The following is a 21,159-nucleotide window of genomic DNA, read 5'->3' on the forward strand; positions in this document are numbered from 1 at the left end:
TCACTACTTAGGCTTCAGCAGCCATCATCCGTTGGGTGACTTCCTTAATCAAAGGCAGAAGAATAAACCCTTGCTCTCCAGATTCAATCAGCGATCTCTTTTTGAGAGAGGCTAAAGCATCTATCAACTCATGGGTAGAGACAGAATCCAGTCTTGTATCCAGTTGTTTGAACGGCATACCTGCACTTTGGGCAGATAGAACATACAAAATTTGCTGTTCAAGAGAAGAAGTGCGATCCAGGATTCGTTCAATAAAATTATGAACGTCTCTAGTGGTCAAACTGTTGTCCAAAAAATCACGGACATTGCCATCAAAGACCTCCTTTATTGTTTCAGCAACCAATTTCAACATCATCGGATTACCTGCGTAGGCTGTGATTAGATATGGCCACTTTTTCTCTCCTGTAAGTCCCTTATCTCTGAGAAGCGCTGTAGCCGCTTCAAAGTCCAAGCCAAGAAGTTTAAATGAGCTAACAGAGACGGTTTTACCCTCCAACAAGGCAACTTCGCTATTTTTGGCTTGGCTGGTTATTAACACACAGGCCTTGTGGCGTATAACCCCTAATAATCTGATCCACTGGCCATAATTTTCGTAGTTGCGGCGATACTGCCCTGCTAAGTTGCCGCTTTGGGAAAAGGCTTCCATACCGTTAAGCACAAGTAAGCATCGATGTTGCTGTAGATATTGCATTACCCAGTCAATTTGCTCTGGCTCGGAAGCCGGTAAGTGATTAGGGCTAGAGGGTTCGAGGAAGTGGATTAGCTCTGACAGTAAGTCTGTGAGGAGCGGGGCATGGTAAAGGGAACGCCAAAAAACTCTCTCAAAATGGGGCTGTAGTCGTTGAGCAAGTTTTACGGCCAGTGTTGTTTTCCCCATACCCGCCATACCGTAGATGTTAAGTAAGCGATGACCTTCTTCAACAATCCGCTTTTCCAGCTTCGCTAATTCACTTGTCCGTCCATAAAAGACCGATACATCTGGCGCGTTTCCCCAATCCACTGGTTTTGAGGCAGGGAACTGTGTAGACAAGGCTCCGCCTTCTAACGCTTGCTGATAGCGAGTGACTAGTAGTTGTTGGAGTTTTTTCAGTTTGACGGGGCCTTTGCCCACAATGCCAAATTTTTGATAGACCTCGCTCAGGCGTTTGCGAGCTGCATCGCCACTAATGCCGAGTTGTTCGCCAATCACTGCTGTGGTGTGGCCTTCCACAGCAAGTTCTAAAGCAGCTAGTTCAGATTTAGAGACCCCTTTTTGGGCGGCTATCTGGTTCAAAAAATCTAGTGGAATCACTCGGCACTGCTCACATAACGATGGCCCATTTGTTCAATCATAGCCCGAGAATAGGGTATTTATGTGAGGCTATCCTGATGTTGTGAGCATTCTCTATCCCTTTATCAGTGGCCTTCCTGCATTCACTTGTAAGGATCACCTATAAGCGAGCCTGATGAACCATAAAAAGCTTGAGAGCCATTTTATTTGCTCCTTTTTGAAAGATTTCAACAATATTCACATAGAACTTGATTTATTGGGGTGAATAAAGTATACCTTTAAGTGACTCACATAAATGAGATTAGTATTTTATTTTTTCGAGGTTGCTGTAGCTGATGGCTGCAGCTTGATGTTGGGGTTGGCATCGACATTGCTGAGGCCCCCGGCACTGTCAGCTTCGGCGGTTCAAAAAAGACCTAAAACTACCCGTTAGGAACGTCGTGCAGCTTTCATGTTGACCAACGGTGCATATTCTTAGAGCAATTTAGGAAAAATGCAGCATGCCCTCCGATAAGTTCAGAACTCATTACTAGAACAATCTTTATTCCTCCAATCCGGCTGTTTGTGCTCTAAACCGAATCAGAAGATTCGCCATCAATCTGGTAAGCCCGTTATTTGGGAGCAAAATATATGAATAAACGCAATACTTTTAAGCTTTGTGTAGCCGTAACCATTCACATTGCGATCGCGACTGGTAGCTTAGCCAACCCCTTGGCTTTGGCAAGAGAACAAGACGATCTATATCAACTGTGCTCCAGATTTCCCCTCAACTCCAGATGCGACGGCTATAAAGTTCCGATCTCTCTTAAGACGCGGGAGGGAGAAAAAGCAAAATGCCTCTTGAATGGAGCAGAAAAAGCGAAAGCCTGCAAAGTAGTCCTGACGGAGAACGCCTTATCTGCCTATATCGAATCTGGCGATCGCTTAAAAGTGCTCGGCAATGCCAGAAATACGACTCAGATATCCATTCCCCTGGCCACCATTCGCTCCTTCAACTACTCAGAAAAGTCCAAAATTAACGTCGGAGCTGTCCTGGCGTTGGGTGTTTGGGGTTTATTGGCAAAAAATAGAACCGCAACCTTTGGCATTCAATATTCACCCGAAATGACTGAGACCGATGAGATTCGCTTTGCTCCCCAACCCAGTGCTGAGCCTCAAAACCAAGAAAGCAATGACCCAGCAAGAACGCCTCTCTCCGACGAAACAGAGACCCACTTATCTGAATTAACCTCAAGTCAATCTGAGGCTGAGTCTTCATCATCTCAGCAATTTCTGTTTGTGATTCAGCGAAAAAAAGGCAGGAAGATGCGTCAAAGTCTTGAAAAATCGACGGGGCTCACAGCCAGGATGTTTTCCATAGACGAGTAAATCCGACACGCCAATTCCTTTCTGCACTTCTCGGAGGATATCAGTGATGAGATTCCGACTCTCTATTAAGCAGTGGCTATTTCTGATCGTTGGAGGCTCTTTGGGGATAAGTTCCCTGATCGGCAAGATCGAATATGACCAAAAGCAGATGTTTTACAACAATGGGCTCCAAGCCTATGAAATGGCCAACTGCAATCTTGCTGTATCAGAACTCGGTACATTTCTAGCCAAAACATCAGCGGATGAAATGGATGACCAGGTGGTCCAAGCAAAAGCTATTCAAACAGAATGTAGCTTCCTAAAAGCTACCGAGACTCAGCGGAACGCAAACCATCCAGCCTTGAGTTTAGTGGGCAACTTGCAATTTATACAGCGATATCCTAAAAGTCCGTTGGCACAACCCTTACAGCAGGATATATCTAATTTATTTGCCCACAACGCCATCCCATTGCTGGCCCAAGTGCCATCCTGCGAAAAGCTGGAGGTTATCACCCAGCATAATCTGATGTCTCAATCGAACCAGCCAACGTTCTACCAGGCCTGCGGTCAAGCCTTCGAAAGAAGTGGGCAGTATCCCCTGGCCATTCAGCAATACGAACAATTTCTCGATCAATTTCCTAACCATCAACTGACGGAGGATGTGAAGCAAGCGTATGCCCAGGCACTGTATAAAGAAGCTCAAGCTAAAGGCGCTGGAACGATTCCGCCGCCGATTCAGCAAGGCTCGACTGGAGATGGCACCACTGTGGTGGAAATTCGGAACGATTCCCCGGAAAAACTGCGAAATGTCTTTGGTGGACCCACGCCTCGGGTGGAAGAACTAGAGCCATGCCCAGACTGTAAAAGAATTTACGAATCTCCGCCGAAAGAATGCCCAAATCAAGGACCTGTCGGTCGTTATACGGTTAACCCTGGTCAATATCGGGTTGTGGTGAAATCTATTAGTGACAGCATTGTTGTCCCTTACACTGGCGATTGGCCATTGGCCGCCAACACGCGTTATAACAATTGCTTCTACATTGTTCGTCGCAATCCTGTTCCTGAAGCCATACCGTCTCCCTCTCCATAAATAGTGCATCGGCAGCATTGGCGGTGCAGGGTTGAATGATGCGCGCAAAAAGTGGTTTCTATGCATTGGTGATAGCTGAATGGCTCCCTAAAATCATTGATGGGCTGGCTTAAACTGACCAGGTGCCCCCCGGAAAGAAGGAACCTGTCATGGGAAAAAACACCTAAGCCATGGCGAATAAAGCGTACCGGAATTAACACTGAATTGAATAGAGATTCGCTTTATGTGAGAAAAATATTTGACTTTTCTCACATAAAAGAGATATCTTAGACGAAACCAGTGATTACTCCCTCAGTCTGGGAGGTCTATACAATTCAAATAAACTCACATGACTGAAGAAGCAGTCATGGTCTGGTGTTAACGAAAAGGAAAAAGCATGACACCTCATCTATTATCTAGGGATGTTTTGAACATTGCCCAAGTCGCACCGTTATGGGAAAGCGTGCCACCCCAACAATATGGCGGCATTGAAAGTGTGGTCAGCACGCTGACCGAGGGATTAGTTCATCGAGGACATCACGTCACATTATTTGCAGTGGGCGAGTCTCGAACAGAGGCTGACCTCAAGGCGAGTTGTCCTAATCCCCTACGTTCGGATGGCAGCGAGGATGACTATCCCTATTTTGAAGCCCATCAGCTCAGCCAAGTCTTTGACCAGCAAAATCGTTTTGATATCATCCACTTTCACGATAAATGCGCTTCGTTACCGCTGAGTCGATGCTTTAACACCCCCACGGTCCATACCCTGCACTATCCCTTTACGGACAGTAACCACTCACTGTTTGCACACTGTCCGCAGCTTCCCGTGATCAATATTAGTGAGGCCCAAAAACAAACCATGCCCCACCTGAATTACATTGATACGATTCATAACAGCATAGACTTATCCCGATATCCTTTTGTGGCTCAATGCCAAACGCCACCTTATCTTGCCTTTGTCGGGCGGATGGCCCCTGAGAAAGGACCCCAGTTTGCGATCGCAATTGCCAAACATGCAGGATTACCCCTAAAAATGGCAGGCAAACTTGACCCTTCTGAGCAAGACTTTTTCGATCATCAGATCAAACCTCACATCGATGGTCAGTACATTCAGTATCTGGGAGAAATCAACCATGCCCAAAAAGCAGACCTCCTCGCCAAGGCAGCCGTCACGGTCTTTCCCATCGTCTGGAATGAGCCCTTTGGTCTAGTGATGCTGGAATCGATGGCCTGCGGTACCCCCGTAATTGGCATGAACTGTGGGGCTGTCCCAGAAGTGATTGCCAACGGTAAATCTGGGTTTATCTGCGCCACGATTAATGAGTTTGTTGAGAAAATTCCAGCGGCCCTCCAGCTCAATCGAGCAGACTGTCGCCAGCATGTCGAGACCTTATTCCACCCCACGCATATGGTTGCCCAATACGAGCAAGCCTATCGTCAGATCATTGGTCAAGTTCGTAGCCAAAATAATTTGCTCACCTTTCAGCGGCCACATTAGGGGCAGAGTTCCTCGCCTATGGCGTTTATTATTGGAGGATTTCCATATGAAATCGAGCATGTATGCCACTTACAAAAGGGTTGGGGGTGCGATAGTCAGTGGCTGCCTTGCAGGCATTGCAACCCTTCCCCACGCAGTCTGGGCCGTGCCCTACAGGCAAGTCCCCAATCCTCGGCAGCAAAACGGTGGATGGGTGACGGATATGGCCAATGTCCTTAGCCCGCAAACAGAGGTCCAACTCAATCAACTCATCACTGATTTAGAAGCCACAAATGGCAGCGAAATTGCTGTAGTGACCGTTCCCAATACGGCCTCCTCCGCTTCACCGAAAGCCTTTGCGACTAGCCTATTCAACCACTGGGGCATCGGTAAGCAAGCGGAGAACAACGGTGTCTTATTTTTGATTTCCAAAGGCGATCGCCGCGTCGAGATTGAAACGGGCTATGGAGTTGAAGCCATTCTACCCGACGCCAAAGTGGGACAGATTATTGATCAACAGATCCTGCCCAAATTTAAGACCGGAAATTTTGATCAAGGGACTTTAAACGGAACAAAACTCTTAATCAGCCATCTTGGCGCTGAGCCGTCTAGCCACGTTTCATTAAATCCAACAAACACTCAAAATCCAACAAACACTAAACCACTGGTTCCCAATCCTTCTCCAAACAGCCCTGATTTTTCTTGGTTATTGTGGGTCCTAGGCTGCGGAGGGTTAGCAGGCGGCATGGGTTTTCTAATCAAAAAGAAAAAAGGAACGCTATTAAAACCTGGGAAACGTTCTCGTGTCTCCCGAGAAGAATATAGCAACGACTTGGGATTTACACCTCCCCGGTGTATGTATTGCCAAAAAAGCCTTAGGAAGGTGGATGCTGACATCCTCTCATCCCACCTCACCACCATTGAACAAACCGCACAAAAAATAGGGAGTGTTAAGTTTGTCGGTTGGCAATGTTCAAATTCTTGTGCCAAAGCCGCAGATTCTATTCATATTCGCGCTTATATTTGGAATCCAATCTCTTTCCGAGAATGTTCAGACTGCCAGGAATATACAATTCGTCACTCTACTGAAACCTTGGAAGAAGCAACAGAACAAGACTGTGGGAAGCAATTGATTACCCAAATGTGTGTCTGTTGTGGACTCCACAAAGAATATCAGGAAAAAACACCTCGTCTAAAACCTGTCCCGTCCCCTTCTAGTAGCACCAGTGGAACGAGCAGTTATGGCACTTACGGTGGCTACGGTGGTGGGGGATTTGGCGGCGGCGGTAGCAGTGGCGGCGGCGGGGGAGGATTTGGCGGCGGTAGCAGTGGCGGCGGCGGAGCTGGAGGAGGGTGGTAACTCACAATTGTTTGAGAGGTAGAGACCATGAATTCGAAAAAGCGCTCGATTCCAGCCAGTGATACCCCTGCAATTTTTGAGCTAGCCTCTCAATATGCCTTTGCTGACCTAGACCATTACTCTCAAGCAGAGCTGGAAATGGCCGCAGCAGAAGCAGGCATTCCAGCCGAGTATATCCCTCAAGCCATTGCCGAGATTCAGGCTCAAAATGCCGAAAAACTAACAAAAAGGCATAATATAGGACGATGGGTGAGAAAGTGGCTGCTTATCAGCCCTATTGCTATAATAGAGGATATGGGGTGGAGTATTGCCATATACAATGCGATTACTAAGCATCAAATTCAGGTAGAAGCGGCTTGGGCGCAAATCGAGAACCAACGCCAGCGACGGGCAAACTTAATTCCGCAGTTGGTCAAGGTTACTCAAACCTACACCACCCATGAAAGCACCCTGGTCACAACGCTCACCGAGGCATGACAAGCCTACTTAGAAGCGGACAGCCTTGAACAGCAGCAGGATGCAATTACAAAAATCGATCAGGCGATTGATCAGTTTCAAACTTATGCCCTGAAGCATTCAGCTCTCAAATCCAGCCAGTTTTATATCAACCTCCAGCACGAAATCACTGGTACGGAAAATCGGCTGGCCATAGAACGAATGCGATACAACCAGGCTGTACAAAGCTATCAGCAGCAACTGCAAGGTTTCCCCAATACTGTCGTTGCCAAGCTTTCAAGATTTGAATCAAAGCCCTTTTTGAGCGCAGATTAACGCCTAGCTTGGACCATACGAATAAGCCCGGCTAAGGATCATTTTCCCTGCTTATCAACATGTATACACGCTAATTCGTAAGCGTGAATTGGATGAATTCAGCTTTTGAAGCTGAACGGTTCATAGGAGATCATTGAAATGAATAATGTTAGAAATTATGCGGGTTGGTTGAACTGGAAAACCGGACTAGGGCTGTTTGTTGCCCTGATTGGAGTCAATACCTTTCAAATTTTGGGACCGACCCAAATTGGCGTTTACAAGTTTTTAGGTAAAGTTCAAAAAGGATCTATGGCCCAAAGTGGCCTGAACTTCAAGTGTCCTTTGCTCTGCGGAATTGATGTCTATGAGGCCAACATTCAAGAAGAACAATTCCCGGCAGCAGCAGCAACCAAGGATTTGCAGGACCTCACAGCTGAGTTAACGGTTTTCTATACGGTTGATCCGGGTCCACTCACCACCACTCGGACCCGCATTGGCACCATGCCTCAAGTCAAAGCGAAAGTGAGATCCCTAACTCAAGAAGCCTTTAAAGCGTCCAGTGCTCAATATACGGCAGAAGAAGCCATTACCAAGCGTGAACAGCTCCGTAAAGCCTTTGATGAAGGGATGTCTAAGCGCCTATCCAAATTTGGGATTAATTTCGAAGGTAGTGCCATTGAGAATCTCAGCTTTAGCCCTAAATTTAATGAGGCGGTAGAAGCGAAGCAAATTGCGGAACAGCAGGCTAAACAAGCGATTTTTGAAGCAAAGAAGGCTGAAGCCCAGGCCCAAGCGGAAATCAACCGCGCCAAAGGTAAAGCCGAAGCCCAACGCCTCCTAGCTGAAACTCTAAAAAGCCAAGGCGGTAAGCTAGTACTCCAAAAAGAAGCGATCGCAGCCTGGCGTGAAGGCGGTGCCCAAATGCCTAAGGTGTTGGTGATGGATGGCAAAGGCAATAACAGCGTTCCATTTCTCTTTAATCTTGGGAATGTGGACGCCCAACAACAGTAGAGATAAAACGTGCAGCAGTGCTTCCAACCGTCTGCTGCACGTTTGGTATAGAACATCTGGTGATTAGCAGTGATGACAGACCGCAGAGTGATAAAGGCCCGCCGATTGATAGGATTATTTTTTTCGATTTTGGCATTTATTAAGGAAAAACGCCCAACAGATGATACCGGTGGGAAAAGCTTTATCGACTCAATAACCCACCCGGATTCCGTTGCCAAGGATGCCTACGGATCTAACCTACCTCCACCACAAATTTCTGAAACCGTTTCCCAGGTACCTTGAGGATCAAAGAAGCGAGCCACATAGTTATGGTTCAATAACTCATCCGTTAACACCCAGTCATACTTTTCACTGCGCTTCGTCCGCACCACATCTGCAAGTCTCAGGGGGTTGGCAGGACCTAGATTCACCAAAGACTGCAAATAGGGCATCAGCTCATCCGGTTCCACCCCTTTGACCTTAATCGCTAGCCCTTCTTGGCTGGCCTTTAAGCCACTATCCAACAGCAACATCTGCAGGGTATTCATGATCAAGCTGCCTCGCCAGGGAAAGAGCAAGACCTGCTCATCTTCACCCACGATATATTCTTGATCCAATCCGCAGTCGTGGAAGTGAGTTCTCGCCTCCCCTAAAAGCTGTTTCGCCGTCTCATCTAAGTAAACGGGTACATCCGTTGAATGGTAAATCTTGCGCATAGTCTGCCGCACCCGATCATGGACAAAGCCACTGCTACCCCCAAATCGGGGGGCTTGTCCCTCTCCTTCTGCGGGCGTTACCATCACCACTTGCTTTTCGCTATCCACAGACTGAACTTGCCACCGCCGACCCGCAAATAGCAACACCATCTCTTCTGCGATAGGCATCGAAGTAGGTAAAGTCCCCAAAACATTCTCTGGGGTACTAATTCGGTACTCTTCGGTTGTGGAAAAAGCGGTGTAAAACGTGTAGTTATTGACCAACCGTTCCCCTTTTAGGCCCAGCAGTAACAGGCCATCCTGGCTTTGCTGAATCAGATCGCGTTCCCCTAAACACCGCAGTAGCTTGATAAACAAGCCTTGCTCCATTTCTTGAAAGGGGCCTTCCTGGCAAAAGTCATGCCAAGCCTGATCGGCCCGAATACCGCCCTGTTGGGCAATGCTGGATAGAAGTTGTTGAATCAGGGTAGAGAGGTGCAGACGTCCGGCAATCGGCGGTTCATACCAGCCTTCGAGGAGTAAATTGATAATGGCAATCCCTTGCACTAAATCGGGATATAGCGCCTGCTCAGGAGAGATATAAGCATCCAGTTGGGGGACCGATAAATAGACCCGCATAATGGCCGGATCGCCTGCCCGTCGGCCTGAGCGTCCCAATCGCTGACGGGTACTGGCCACGGAGCTAGGCGGACCAATCTGGGCAATAGACTGGACAGCGCCTACATCAATCCCCATTTCTAAGGTCATGGTGCAAATAACGTTGACGGGGTGATCGCGCTTGAGAGCCTCTTCCGCCTCCGCTCGCAGTTCTTTGGAGAGGCTGCCATGATGGGGCATAAACTCATTGGGGACCCGATATTTTGCCGATAAATGGCGCAAAATATCGGCATACCGCTCCACCTGGCGGCGACTGTTGATAAAAATCAGATTCTTTTCCCCGCGTAAAGCCTGGAATAAATGCTGCGCTATTTCCAGGACATCCGGAGGTGCCGCTTCATCTTCTTCGTCATCCGGGTCTGGGGGGGGGGATGACCGATAGCCTCGGAGTTGTAGCTTCAGTTCATCGCCTTTGGCAAAAGACTGAACCAATTGCACCCGCTCTTGTTGTCCCGGACGCAGAAACGCTGCTGCCAGGGACATGTCTCCTAGGGTGGCACTCAAACCAATCCGGGGCACAGGGCGATCGACCACTTGCTCAACCCGCTGCATCAGAGATTGAAGCTGTCGACCCCGTTCAATGCTGATAAAAGAATGCATCTCATCAATCACGATGTAGGAGAGAGAGGCAAACAGTCGACCCAGTTCTGGCCCTCGGAGGACAAAGAGGGCTTCCAGCGATTCAGGGGTAATGAGCAGCACGCCTGCTGGTTTCTTGAGCAGGCGTTGCTTGGGACCAGAGCTAATATCGCCATGCCAGGGACACACGGGCACATCTAGGCAATCGCCAATGGCTGACAGACGACGGTGCTGATCATTGATTAAGGCTTTGAGAGGCCCGAGTCCGATGACCTGGATGCCTTGGGCAGGCTGATCGACCAATTGCGACAAAATAGGTAGGAAAGCAGCTTCTGTTTTGCCTTGGGCGGTAGCCGCCGTGATGATCACATCCCTGTCTGCCGCCAGGATGGGAGGGATGGCTAGCTCCTGAATTTCCCGCAGAGAGGGCCATTTTTTGCTGGCAATCCACTGTTGAACGCGGGGATGAAGGCGATAAAAGTTGGAGGCGGCAGGCACAGTCATGGGGGCAGCAATGAACATTGCTAAGAGCTTAGTTGATCGCTGGCAATGTGAAAAAGAAGGCGGTGCCTTTGCCGACCTCGGTCTCAAAATCCTAGGGTTCAACGATGCTTCGACCGACCGTCAACGGGGAGGACATCACCGGTAAATGCCGATCGAGAATGGGCTCAATCAGCAATGTTGCCTACTGGGGTGGGTTCCGATGGCGACGCTGAAGCCTCAATGTTTTTGATAGGCAATAAAAGGTAAAACTACTTTACAAAAAGCGAAGAATTTTATGGAAGATATCTTAATAGTTTGTGATGCTCTAACAACCAGTTCTCCTAGTAGCTAGACGGCCAGATAGGATTTTATTTCTAAGTGGGATAGCGGATGGTAGGGGTGCTGAAATTCACTTGATGTTTTAGGTCTCTTTCTGGCCCCAATTCAATTTTATAGGTGCTGGCTTTTTTCTAAGAGAGAGGCTTTAGTGGACATTCTCTCAGTAACATTACTGAGAGAATTATTTTTATAAAAATTTAATTAGTTCCGTATGTTTACTGACGCGATCGCAAGGATGAAGCGGGTATAAGAAAAGTACAGAAGAACAGCCCAACACCCGCAGAAATGCGGATTCTTGATCCGTAAAGTTTATAGATTTATAGGTCAATAAAGCTGGGTTGATTTGGGGAGTCAAAGGGGCATAATGCTGACCCTTAATCCTCAGAATAAGTCGCTCAGTTCGAGGCGAGTGCGGGGGGATCGATCCATCATCGATTAAGGCAAAGTCCTTCGGTGAAGGATGGACGAAACGAAGAAGATGCTTAGGGATAATTAGTAAGCCCCTGAGCACGCTCAGGGGCATTGCCCCTAGCTTATATGGGGGATTTTAAGTTTATGAATGCGTTAACTTCACAGTATAGTCCGGTGCGCCATACCGAAATCTTGATGATTGAAGATGATCCGCAAGATGTCGAAATTGTTATGCAATTGCTGGAGGAAGCGCATCAAAACTCAATTTTGCTCAGTCACTGTTCAACCTTGAATGCAGGATTAGCCACGTTAAGTAAAGCCAACAAAATTGATCTAATTTTGCTGGATCTATCCTTAACCGATACCCAGGGGCTAGATACGTTTCGAAAAATTCATGATGCTTTTCCAACCATCCCGCTGATTATTCTCAGTGGGAATAGTGATGAGCGGATCGCCCTGGCAGCGATGCAGGCGGGCGCACAAGATTTTCTGGTCAAAGGTCAGTTTGATAGCACGGTGTTGTCTCGGGCCATTCAGTATGCCATCGAACGCCAGCATCAAAAATTGGAGTTGGAATATAAGAATTTGGCCTTAAAGGCTTTATCTGACCAACTCGAAAGGGCCAATCGCGAGCTGGAAAGCCTAGCAGCGGTCGATGGGCTCACCCGAGTCTATAATCGTCGCCGATTCGATGAGGTTTTTCTGGCCGAGTGGAATCGCCTCCTGCGAGATGAAAAACCCTTGTCCTTGATCATGGGCGATGTTGATCAGTTCAAAGCCTATAACGACACCTACGGCCATCGAGCTGGGGATGCATGTTTAGAGCAGATTGCCCGAGCGATCGCAAAAGTTGCTAAACGGCCTGCAGACTGTGTGGCCCGCTACGGTGGCGAAGAGTTTGTGGTCATCTTGCCCAATACTGATTTGGCGGGGGCGACTTACGTGGCAGAGAGCATTCGCTCGGCAGTCCATAGTCTCCAGCTTCCCCATACCACTTCATCCGTCAGCCATCGAGTAACCCTCAGTTTTGGAGTGGCTTGTCAAGTGCCGGATGATGGGATGGCACCCTCCCTTCTGATTGAAGCGGCAGATCGGGCCATGTATGCGGCCAAAGAAAGTGGACGCGATCGCATTCAAGTCCACCATGCTGATTGCGCCATCAATCTCCAATCGCGACACACCTTGCAGTGGGTGAGCCGAATACGGGATGCGCTTGAAAAGAATCAATTTGAGTTGTACGCCCAACCGATTCAAGCATTACAGGCTCCCACCTCTGAACCGTGTTTCGAAATTCTGTTGCGACTCTGTGATCAACCGGGTATTGTCTGTTCGCCCAGTCTATTTTTTCCCGTTGCCGAACAGTATGACTTGATGCCTCGGATTGATCGCTGGGTCATTAAGCATTTGTTTGCAGAGTTAGGGGAAATTAATGCCCTAATGCTGCAAGAAGCGATCTTTTTCGTTAATTTATCGGGGGCAACGTTCAAGAATATGGAAATTGCCTCTTTTATTGCCGAGCAGCTTGCGCGCTATAACTTGAAGCCAGAACAGTTCTGTTTTGAAGTTTCAGAAACCGTCGCTCTAAACAACGTTGAGGCAGCGGCGAAAGTGACACGAGCGCTAAAAAAAATGGGTTGTAAGGTCGCCCTAGATGATTTTGGCAGTGGTTTGTCCTCCTTTACCCATTTGAAAAAGATTCCAGCTGACTTTGTCAAAATTGATGGTTCCTTTATCAAAGGCGTCCTTGATGACGACCTGTCTAGGGGGGTTGTGGAAGCGATCCATCATGTCTCGAAGACGATGGGGCTGCAAACCATTGCTGAATATGTTGAATCCCTTGCCATTCTAGATTGCCTCAACGACGTTCATATTGATTTTGCCCAGGGTCATTATTTTGGCCCTGCTCGCCCCTTGGTCGACACCCTGGCCACTTGGCAAACCTCCACATTTACAGAATGTCTACCGGCTTAACGCTTTGCAGCGACGGGCAACTTCCCATCGCTTTCGCAATATTCTTTATGACTTCTTTGCACTCCGTATCAGAAAGTAACGAGTTGCTCATTGCTTTTCCCGTTTGAGCATTACTAAGATATTCGTAAACTTTCCTGTGAACGTGAGTCTGCTATGCATGCTGGCGAAGCACATTTGCAAACCCTGTCACTTGATCAAAACGCTTCGTTCGATCAAATTCGGGAAGCCTACCAAGATCTAGTAATGGTGTGGCATCCCGACCGATTTTTGCATAACCCTCGCCTTTACAGAAAAGCGGAAGCCAAGCTCAAAGAATTTAACCAAGCCTATGCCTACTTAAAAGCCCATCAACCTCGGCCTGCTCAAGCGGCTCCTGACCGATCGAGCACTGCGCCCTCCTCACCACCAGCAAAACCTCGGGTACCGAAAAGACGTCGGGCCTGTCCATGGTTAACTTTCAGCGATGCGGCCTATATTCTCAATCACTATTCTTTTCAGCCTGTGGCACCCAAAACGGCGGGTCATCAAACCTACCATAGTGGTCCTTTTGTGTTGGATACCTGTGATCAACCCGCAGAGGTGACCCTTTCAGTTCCCTGCGACTCCGTCCATGGGTTTGATCGGATTTTGCTATCCATTCCCTGTAAATCCAAAGGTCACTTCTGCCAAGCTGAAGCGGAGCAATTGTTGCAGCTCTTGCAAAATCAAAGGGTTTAGCAGCTCAAACTCGGAAATCCTCTTGCCTGTTCCAAATTCGCGAGTTCCCAGTCTGCTCCTTCTAAGCAGGTTTGCTTAAATTGAGCCCGATGGAGCCGAGCCCCCCGAAGATTGGCCTGCCGTAAATTCGCTCTGGTGAAGTTCACCTTACTCAAATTGCTCCAAGCTAGGTCTACCTCTTCGGCATTAATATCCGTAAAGTTAGCGCGAACCATATAGGCTTGCGCACAGTGGGCCTCACGCAAATTAGCGCGGCTGAGATCAGCGCCATACAAATAAGCCCCTGTTAAGGTTGCCTCACTGAGATTCGCTTGGCTTAATCCAGCTTGAATCAGGTTGGCAGCTTCCAGTTCTGCACACCTTAAATCTGCTCGGTGGAGCTGAGCGGCTTCGAGTTCTGCCCGGCGAATATCTGCATTTTTTAAACCGCAGCCAATCAAGTTAGCGCGGCTCAGCTCAGCTTCTAGCAAGACAGCTTCGCTTAAATCACCGCCAATTAGATTGGCATCGCGCAGATCGGCCCCTTTTAACTGGGCCTGATGAAGATTGATGGTCACCCCTTCAATGCCAGTGAGCTGGGCTTCGATTAAGTTAGCACCACACAAAAGACTATTACTGAGATTGACGCCTGTTAGGTTGGCACCCCGCAAATTGGCAGCGGTTAGATTGGTATTGCTCAGGTCGAACGCCTGTAAATCCATTTGCCCTAAGTTGCAGCCTGCCAGATTGGGGGATTTGTGGCTATTATCCTGTCGCCACTGAGCCCAAATCTCAGGACCACGATATAAGAGGGCAAGGTGCTCCCCTGCCATAGCAATTTCGTATTTGCTCATTTCAGCTATTCATTGCGCTTATCACCCAGAGGCTCGCGTCCAGGGACATGCTCAAGGGCATCCACTACAGCCGCCGCTGCCGTTTTAATATCTCGTTCAGCTCCTCCCAAGTATAATCGGCCAAAACTGCCCACGGAGGTGATTTGTAAAATATTGATCAACGCTGCTTTCTCTGCTTCATTGGCTGCAAGTGAAGCATAGGCCGCGGGCTGAACCTCCATCACGTAGAGGGCTTGACCAGCCAGCAACATGTTACCTCGGCTGTTGCGATTAATCAGCTGGGCATGGTGTGGATCGATATTACGAATAATTTGGCTAGAGATCACTTGTGGACGTAAGCGTTCATTTTGCTTGACCCCCAGGGTTTCTAGCATGGCTCGGCCTGCCGTTTGGGTTTCAGCTTGGCTACTGGCATGGACTTCTAGAACACCGTACAAGCGTTCCACCATCTGCACCCCGGGTCGAACAACGGCGGCTTTGAGGGCAACATCCATAATCCGATTAATTTCGATGCCGGGGGAAATCTCTAACCACAGAGACGTATCACCTGGTAAGGGTAAGAAACCGACTGCGACCTTGCCCATATAGGCAGCATGCTGGGGCTGGAGGCTATCTAAGTAGACATAGCTACGCAATTCAACACCCAAAATAAAAATCTCCTGTCGATACAAAAAGAGTCCCGACGGATCGCCAGGGGCGACCACATCTGCACAAGGTGTTAGAGATAGTCTCCATTGATGTATGAAAGCATAGAACCGTCCTATCCAGTTGGTTTTTCCTCTGGTGGCCAGTGGATGCAAGTCGCTCTATTCAAGTTGCCCCATGGCTTGGGCGGCTAGCCAAGCGGTGGTCCAGGCATTTTGGAAGTTAAACCCACCGGTGATGCCATCAATGTCAATTACTTCGCCAGCAAAATACAATCCAGGACAACGGCGGCTTTCCATGGTTTTGAAGTTGATTTGTTTGAGATCGACGCCGCCGCAAGTGACAAACTCGTCTTTGAAGACGCCTTTCCCCAAGACCTGGAATTTCCCTTGGGTCAGTTGTTGCAGCAGCGATCGCAACTGCTGTTTCGATAAATCTGCCCAACGCTGTTGGGGGGACATCCCGGCGGCGGCAATCAGTTTTTGCCAGAGACGTTGGGGAAGTTTGATGGGGCAATGGTTTGCGATCGCACGTTTGGCAGCGCTTGCTCGAGTCTTTCCCAACAACTGGCGCAGGTCTTCATCGGAGCAATGGGGCACCCAATTGACCGTCAATTCTCCCTGATATCGACTCTGGTGAAAGGCCCGAGCTCCCCACGCAGAGAGTTTGAGGACTGCAGGACCACTTAATCCCCAATGGGTAACCAAGAGAGGCCCCTGCTGGTCAAACTTTTGATCACCCACAGTTAAACGCAATAGCACCGGATCAACGGTGATACCGGCTAAATCGTGCAATCTCGGATCCTTGATTTTGAAGGTAAATAAGGACGGCACCGGAGATACCAGGGTATGGCCCAACTGTTGGGCGAGGCGATAGCCGAGGGGATGACTGCCCGTGGCTAGAAGAATGCGATCACATCTCAGTTTCTCCCCGGATTTGCACTGAATTGTAAATTGATTCCCGGGCTTGATACGCGTCACAGACATGCCCGTCCGCACCTGAATCCCCAGGGTCTGAGCCGTTCGTTGCAGGCAGTCAATAATGGTCTCCGAATCATTGGTGGTGGGAAACATGCGGCCATCGGCTTCCGTTTTTAAGGAGACTCCGTGGGATTGGAACCAACGCACCGTATCCTGAGGTTGAAAGTGACTAAAGGCCCCCCGTAAGGCTTTAGACCCGCGTGGGTAGTTGCCCACCAGTGCTGAGGGTTCAAAACAAGCGTGGGTAACGTTGCAGCGCCCGCCCCCGGAAATTCGCACTTTAGAGAGCAGTTGTCCACTGGCTTCCAAAACCGTAATCTGAGTTTGGGGATACGCTTCTGCACAGGCAATTGCCCCCCAAAAGCCAGCCGCGCCGCCGCCAATAACGACAATATTCACCATGTCTTTATTACACCTAAAATTAAGCGTAATTTAGGCCTGAGATTGATTTTTTAAATAGGTATCAATGGCATCAGATGCCACTTCAGTCAGGGTTTTGCCCTGGGCACTGGCGGTTTCCTTCAGTCTGCTGTAGACATCTTCCCGGAGGTTAACCCGATGGCGAACCCGGGCTTTGCCGCTGGCAATTTTGCCGGTTTGCGTGGCTGGATCATAGGTGTCGCTGAACTGACGCAGGGCATCAAAGCCCATGCGATCGCAAAAATCACCAAAGCTTTCAGCCGATTTACCCTTTTGCTTAAAGAAAGCCAAGAGAGGCTCTAAGGTCGTCTCCAGTTCGTCTATGGGCATAACTTCCATAAAAGTCCGGGCTAACCGAGTCTGATTGGGGCTTCCCCCTAACCAGAGCTGATAGGCAGTTGGTTTAATCCCAACAAAGCCGAGCTCAGCCATATAGGGGCGAGCACAGCCGTTAGGACAGCCCGTCATCCGGATGACAAAATGCTGGTCGCTAAGCTCCAGTCGATTGAGCAGCCCCCGAATGCGATCCAGAATGCCGGGGATGGCGCGTTCCGATTCTGCGATCGCTAAACCGCAGGTGGGCAAGGCTGGACAAGCCATTGCATAGCGAACCAACGGGTCAATCTCTGTCTCTGCCAGCACGCCTGCATGGTTCAAAATGTCTTGAATTGCCCCTTTGTCACTGGGCTGAATATTGTAAAGAATCAGATTGTGATTGGCCGTCAGCCGCATGGGCAGAGTGAACTGCTGTGTAATTTGGCGCAGGGCAGATTTAAGCTGGAGCTTGCCGCTATCAAAGACCCGACCATTCTCAATGGAAATACCCAAAAAGAGCTGGCCATCGCCCTGCTCATGCCAACCTAAGTAATCCTCATACCTAAAGTCTGGCAGTGGTCGGCTTGGCGCTAGAGATTTACCAAAATATTGTTCAACGACGCTACGGAATTTATCAATGCCCCAATCATGAATAAGGTATTTCATCCGAGCATGGCGACGTTGCTGGCGGTCACCATAATCGCGCTGGGTGGCCACAATCGCTTTAACCAGGTCGTAGATCTCCTCTTTGGCGACATAGCCCAACGGATCGGCAATGCGTGCAAACGTCTCCTCTTTTTTGTGGGTACGACCCATACCCCCGCCCACAAACACATTGAAGCCCTGGAGTTGATCCTGGTCGTCTAAGATAACGACCAGGCCAACATCTTGGGTGTAGAGATCGATGGAGTTGTCTCCTGGCACAGTGACGGCAACCTTAAACTTCCGGGGCATATAATGCTCCCCGTAGATCGGTTCTTCGTCATCCTTCAGATTGGTACCGTTGGTGTTCTGCTGCCGGGCGGCTTTAACCTCAGGGTGTTCCTCAGCCGATAAGAATTTCTCCCCGTCTAACCAAATCTCGTAGTAGGCCCCGGTTTGGGGTGTCAGTAAATCGGCAATCCGGTTGGCATAGTCCTGAGCATAGGTATAGGCAGGCCGATTGGTATAGGGCGCAGGGGGAGCCATCACATTTCGATTCAAATCCCCACAGGCTCCCAGGGTAGAGCCCATACTGCGAATAATGGCAGCAATGACCGTCTTTAAATTTTGCTTAAGCACCCCATGAATCTGAAATCCCTGGCGAGTGGTTGTCCGCAAGGTGTGATTGCCATAGGTCTCACTTAGTTCATCCAGGGTTTTATATAGTTCCGCTGGAATAAACCCGCCTGGGCTGCGGGTCCTCAGCATAAACTGATAGTCTTTCTCTTGCCCTTTGACCCGATTGTCACGATTGTCTTGTTGGTAAGAGCCATGAAACTTGAGGATTTGGATAGCCTCTTCTGGCAAGTTCTTGGCGTCAGTCTGCAATTCTGCAACTAATGGGTGACGTAAATGATGACTTCGCTCTTTAATACCTTCCAATTTGGAAAGTTTGGGGGGCGTCGGTTGTTTGGGAGGGGCATTGACCATGAGGAAACTGGCAGTTGATGACGATGACAAGAGCACAAACAAAACGATTTCCTCGCTATGGGAAATCGCTGTTGTACTGAGATGGTACCGAGCTACTTTACCGCGTCTTTTACCAATGTCCGGTAAGTCGGTCGGAATGTCGGTAAATCATCATTTATTTTACCATTGCCGCTTGGCGCAGATGCTAGGCGTTGGTTTGCCAGATGAAAGGGGAAATAATCTTGATCGGGCGTGAGCTGAACGCTGTTTAAGCGATCAAAATGGCTGACAGATTCGTCAAATGTGACTCAACATCAACTATCGGTAGCCCCCATGAGGTGAGGAGCAGGATGAGACCATTTCCCAGCTTAAATGCTTATCTTTGGGGATCATGATTGGGGAGGCATTGTCGCATCCAGCACCGATTCAAGTGTTCAATGCGGTACAGTTGCCAAAATCGGCTGGGATTCAACACGAGTTTAATTTCAGAATGAAATAAGGGCTGGTTGAGATATTGCCAGACGGGAAACCAGTTGTGATGAGAGTTAGAAATCATGACAATTCAGTGGTGGGGGTGTTCTGGCGTCTAATCCTCTGGGTTCAGCATAGCGAAGCGTTGACTCAGGAAGGCTACCGTTAAAAGGCTTAACACTCATAACTTTCGTGAAAATTGGGGAGACCTATAAAGGATCCCCAAAAGTTATAGGTTAGCCAGCTGAAGCAGACGTTGAGGGTGCCCAGAAAGCTGATGATGATTTGGATAAAAGACGCGCTCCGTATAGGCTTAGAATGCCCAGAATTGTCGTAACATGAGTCACAAATTTTCAGGGGTTCCTAAAATCTTTACAAATGACTCGACCCTAAGGGAGCCAAGGGAGAGCTACAAAGTTTATGATTAATTAATAATTTCTAGGGCGTATGCTGATTCCTGCTGTGAGGGGTGAAGCGTTCATTTAAGGCAATGATGCGACTCACGGCCTCAGCGAGGATTCATATCGTCGATGCCAGGAACTAAAGCGCAGTAGGGGGAAGTCCATCTCATGAGGGGTGGCATAAAGTAAATGATGGCCTGATTGATCTCAGAATCTAGGTCGTTCTGGCGGGTGCTAATTCGTATTTAAGAGGAATAGAGCGTTTCCATGTCTTTATTTGATTGGTTTGCAAACCGGCGAAAATCTCATCCTGTGACGAAAGCGCAGCCTGAGCGGGAAATTTCAGATGGATTATGGTCAAAATGTGAGTCCTGTGGTGCTCTCACCTATACTAAGGACTTACGCGCCAATCTGATGGTTTGCCTAGAATGTGGCCATCATCTTCGAGTCACCAGTGATGAACGTATTCATCAACTGATTGATGCCGATACGTGGGTATCCATGGATAATAATTTGGTTGCCTGTGATCCGCTTCAGTTTCACGATCGCAAAGCCTACTGCGATCGCATTCAGGAATACCAAGATAAAACAGGTCTGCAAGACGCCGTTCAGACAGGAGTCGGAGAGCTAGATGGCCTGTCCCTGGCACTAGGAGTAATGGACTTTCGGTTTATGGGCGGCAGTATGGGGTCCGTTGTGGGAGAAAAACTGACCCGATTAATTGAGCATGCCACCCAAAATCGCCTGCCCTTAGTCATTGTCTGTGCCTCGGGAGGGGCTCGTATGCAAGAAGGGATGCTTAGCCTGATGCAGATGGCTAAAACGTCAGCTGCTCTGGACCAGCATCGTGCTAGCCGTCTGCTTTACATTCCGGTCTTAACTCATCCCACAACGGGGGGGGTGACCGCCAGCTTTGCCATGCTCGGGGATATGATTTTGGCAGAACCCAAAGCCACCATCGGTTTTGCCGGTCGCCGCGTGGTCGAACAGACTCTACGAGAAAAACTGCCGGATGACTTCCAGACCTCCGAATATTTGCTCAGCCATGGATTTGTGGATGCGATTATCCCCCGCCCTGAGCTAAAAGAGACCTTAGCCCGGCTGATCCGAATTCATGCTCAGATGCCTATGGCTTCAGATGTTTCACCGACTGCGGTTCCAGTGGCTGCCGCTGCTGCTGAATAGCTGATCCAGGGCTCAACTTTGATCCCATTCCATCCCAGATTTGACCCATTTTATAGAATCTGGATTTGGGAAAGGGACACCTCAATGGCATGATATTAAATGGGTCAACCTTAATAAAATCAGTACGTTAATGATTATGGGGTTTGCAGACCTGTCAATCTC

Annotated in this window: 16 protein-coding genes and 1 pseudogene; 10 read left to right on the plus strand and 7 right to left on the minus strand. The window is 48.7% G+C overall.

Features of this window, described 5'->3' with window-relative positions; all coding sequences use genetic code 11:
- Positions 1-7: 7 nt before the first annotated feature.
- Positions 8-1,291 carry an NB-ARC domain-containing protein gene (locus tag Q0991_RS03255; protein ID WP_299485470.1) on the minus strand — a complete coding sequence of 428 codons (1,284 nt, stop codon included), beginning with the start codon at positions 1,289-1,291 and terminating at the stop codon, positions 8-10.
- A 609-nt stretch (positions 1,292-1,900) separates the two neighbouring features.
- Between Q0991_RS03255 and Q0991_RS03260 the strand changes: the two genes are divergently transcribed.
- From Q0991_RS03260 to Q0991_RS03285, 6 genes and pseudogenes are all read left to right on the plus strand, one after another.
- The gene (locus Q0991_RS03260) at positions 1,901-2,638 is read left to right on the plus strand and encodes a hypothetical protein (protein ID WP_299485471.1); all 738 of its coding nucleotides are present in this window, start codon (positions 1,901-1,903) and stop codon (positions 2,636-2,638) included.
- 46 nt (positions 2,639-2,684) lie between these two features.
- Positions 2,685-3,707, plus strand: a complete 1,023-nt coding sequence (locus Q0991_RS03265; RefSeq protein ID WP_299485472.1) for a hypothetical protein — start codon at positions 2,685-2,687, stop codon at positions 3,705-3,707.
- Positions 3,708-4,113: 406 nt separating this feature from the next.
- The gene (locus Q0991_RS03270; RefSeq protein WP_366524887.1) at positions 4,114-5,184 is read left to right on the plus strand and encodes a glycosyltransferase family 4 protein; all 1,071 of its coding nucleotides are present in this window, start codon (positions 4,114-4,116) and stop codon (positions 5,182-5,184) included.
- 46 nt (positions 5,185-5,230) lie between these two features.
- Complete coding sequence (locus tag Q0991_RS03275) at positions 5,231-6,523, plus strand: YgcG family protein (RefSeq protein WP_299485474.1); 1,293 nt, start codon at positions 5,231-5,233, stop codon at positions 6,521-6,523.
- 138 nt (positions 6,524-6,661) lie between these two features.
- Positions 6,662-7,294: pseudogene (locus Q0991_RS03280) on the plus strand (LemA family protein).
- A gap of 138 nt (positions 7,295-7,432) precedes the next feature.
- Positions 7,433-8,284, plus strand: a complete 852-nt coding sequence (locus tag Q0991_RS03285; protein WP_299485475.1) for a prohibitin family protein — start codon at positions 7,433-7,435, stop codon at positions 8,282-8,284.
- 224 nt (positions 8,285-8,508) lie between these two features.
- Here the strand turns inward: Q0991_RS03285 and Q0991_RS03290 are convergent, their stop codons facing one another.
- Entirely contained in the window at positions 8,509-10,719 is a 2,211-nt protein-coding gene (locus Q0991_RS03290) for a DEAD/DEAH box helicase (RefSeq protein ID WP_299485476.1), read from the minus strand.
- 10 nt (positions 10,720-10,729) lie between these two features.
- On the opposite strand from Q0991_RS03290, the gene Q0991_RS03295 reads away from it, so the two are divergent.
- The 3 genes from Q0991_RS03295 to Q0991_RS03305 all read left to right on the plus strand — a co-directional run bounded on the left by Q0991_RS03295 (position 10,730) and on the right by Q0991_RS03305 (position 14,136).
- Entirely contained in the window at positions 10,730-10,864 is a 135-nt protein-coding gene (locus Q0991_RS03295) for a hypothetical protein (RefSeq protein WP_299485477.1), read from the plus strand.
- 728 nt (positions 10,865-11,592) lie between these two features.
- Positions 11,593-13,419, plus strand: a complete 1,827-nt coding sequence (locus tag Q0991_RS03300) for an EAL domain-containing protein (protein ID WP_299485478.1) — start codon at positions 11,593-11,595, stop codon at positions 13,417-13,419.
- Positions 13,420-13,572: 153 nt separating this feature from the next.
- Positions 13,573-14,136 (plus strand): J domain-containing protein, encoded by a 564-nt coding sequence (locus tag Q0991_RS03305; protein WP_299485480.1) that lies wholly within the window; start codon positions 13,573-13,575, stop codon positions 14,134-14,136.
- Here Q0991_RS03305 and Q0991_RS03310 read toward each other — a convergent pair.
- The 5 genes from Q0991_RS03310 to Q0991_RS03330 all read right to left on the minus strand — a co-directional run bounded on the left by Q0991_RS03310 (position 14,133) and on the right by Q0991_RS03330 (position 19,496).
- Positions 14,133-14,969, minus strand: coding sequence for a pentapeptide repeat-containing protein (locus tag Q0991_RS03310; protein WP_299485482.1), 837 nt, complete (start codon positions 14,967-14,969; stop codon positions 14,133-14,135). The two genes, Q0991_RS03305 and Q0991_RS03310, sit on opposite strands and share 4 nt — an antisense overlap.
- A gap of 5 nt (positions 14,970-14,974) precedes the next feature.
- Positions 14,975-15,616: a hypothetical protein gene (locus Q0991_RS03315; RefSeq protein WP_299485494.1), complete on the minus strand. Its 642-nt coding sequence runs from the start codon at positions 15,614-15,616 to the stop codon at positions 14,975-14,977.
- Between the two features lie 159 nt (positions 15,617-15,775).
- On the minus strand, positions 15,776-16,996 hold the full coding sequence (locus Q0991_RS03320) for an NAD(P)/FAD-dependent oxidoreductase (protein ID WP_299485484.1): 1,221 nt from the start codon (positions 16,994-16,996) through the stop codon (positions 15,776-15,778).
- 30 nt (positions 16,997-17,026) lie between these two features.
- A complete protein-coding gene (sir, locus tag Q0991_RS03325) occupies positions 17,027-18,961 on the minus strand; it encodes a sulfite reductase, ferredoxin dependent (protein ID WP_299485486.1) in 1,935 nt (644 codons plus the stop codon).
- A 355-nt stretch (positions 18,962-19,316) separates the two neighbouring features.
- Positions 19,317-19,496 (minus strand): hypothetical protein, encoded by a 180-nt coding sequence (locus Q0991_RS03330; protein WP_299485488.1) that lies wholly within the window; start codon positions 19,494-19,496, stop codon positions 19,317-19,319.
- Between the two features lie 583 nt (positions 19,497-20,079).
- On the opposite strand from Q0991_RS03330, the gene accD reads away from it, so the two are divergent.
- Positions 20,080-20,997 (plus strand): acetyl-CoA carboxylase, carboxyltransferase subunit beta, encoded by a 918-nt coding sequence (gene accD / locus Q0991_RS03335; RefSeq protein ID WP_299485490.1) that lies wholly within the window; start codon positions 20,080-20,082, stop codon positions 20,995-20,997.
- Positions 20,998-21,159 lie beyond the last annotated feature (162 nt).

Origin of the sequence: Acaryochloris sp. IP29b_bin.137 (assembly GCF_028285745.1) — a bacterium.
Lineage (GTDB): Bacteria > Cyanobacteriota > Cyanobacteriia > Thermosynechococcales > Thermosynechococcaceae > Acaryochloris.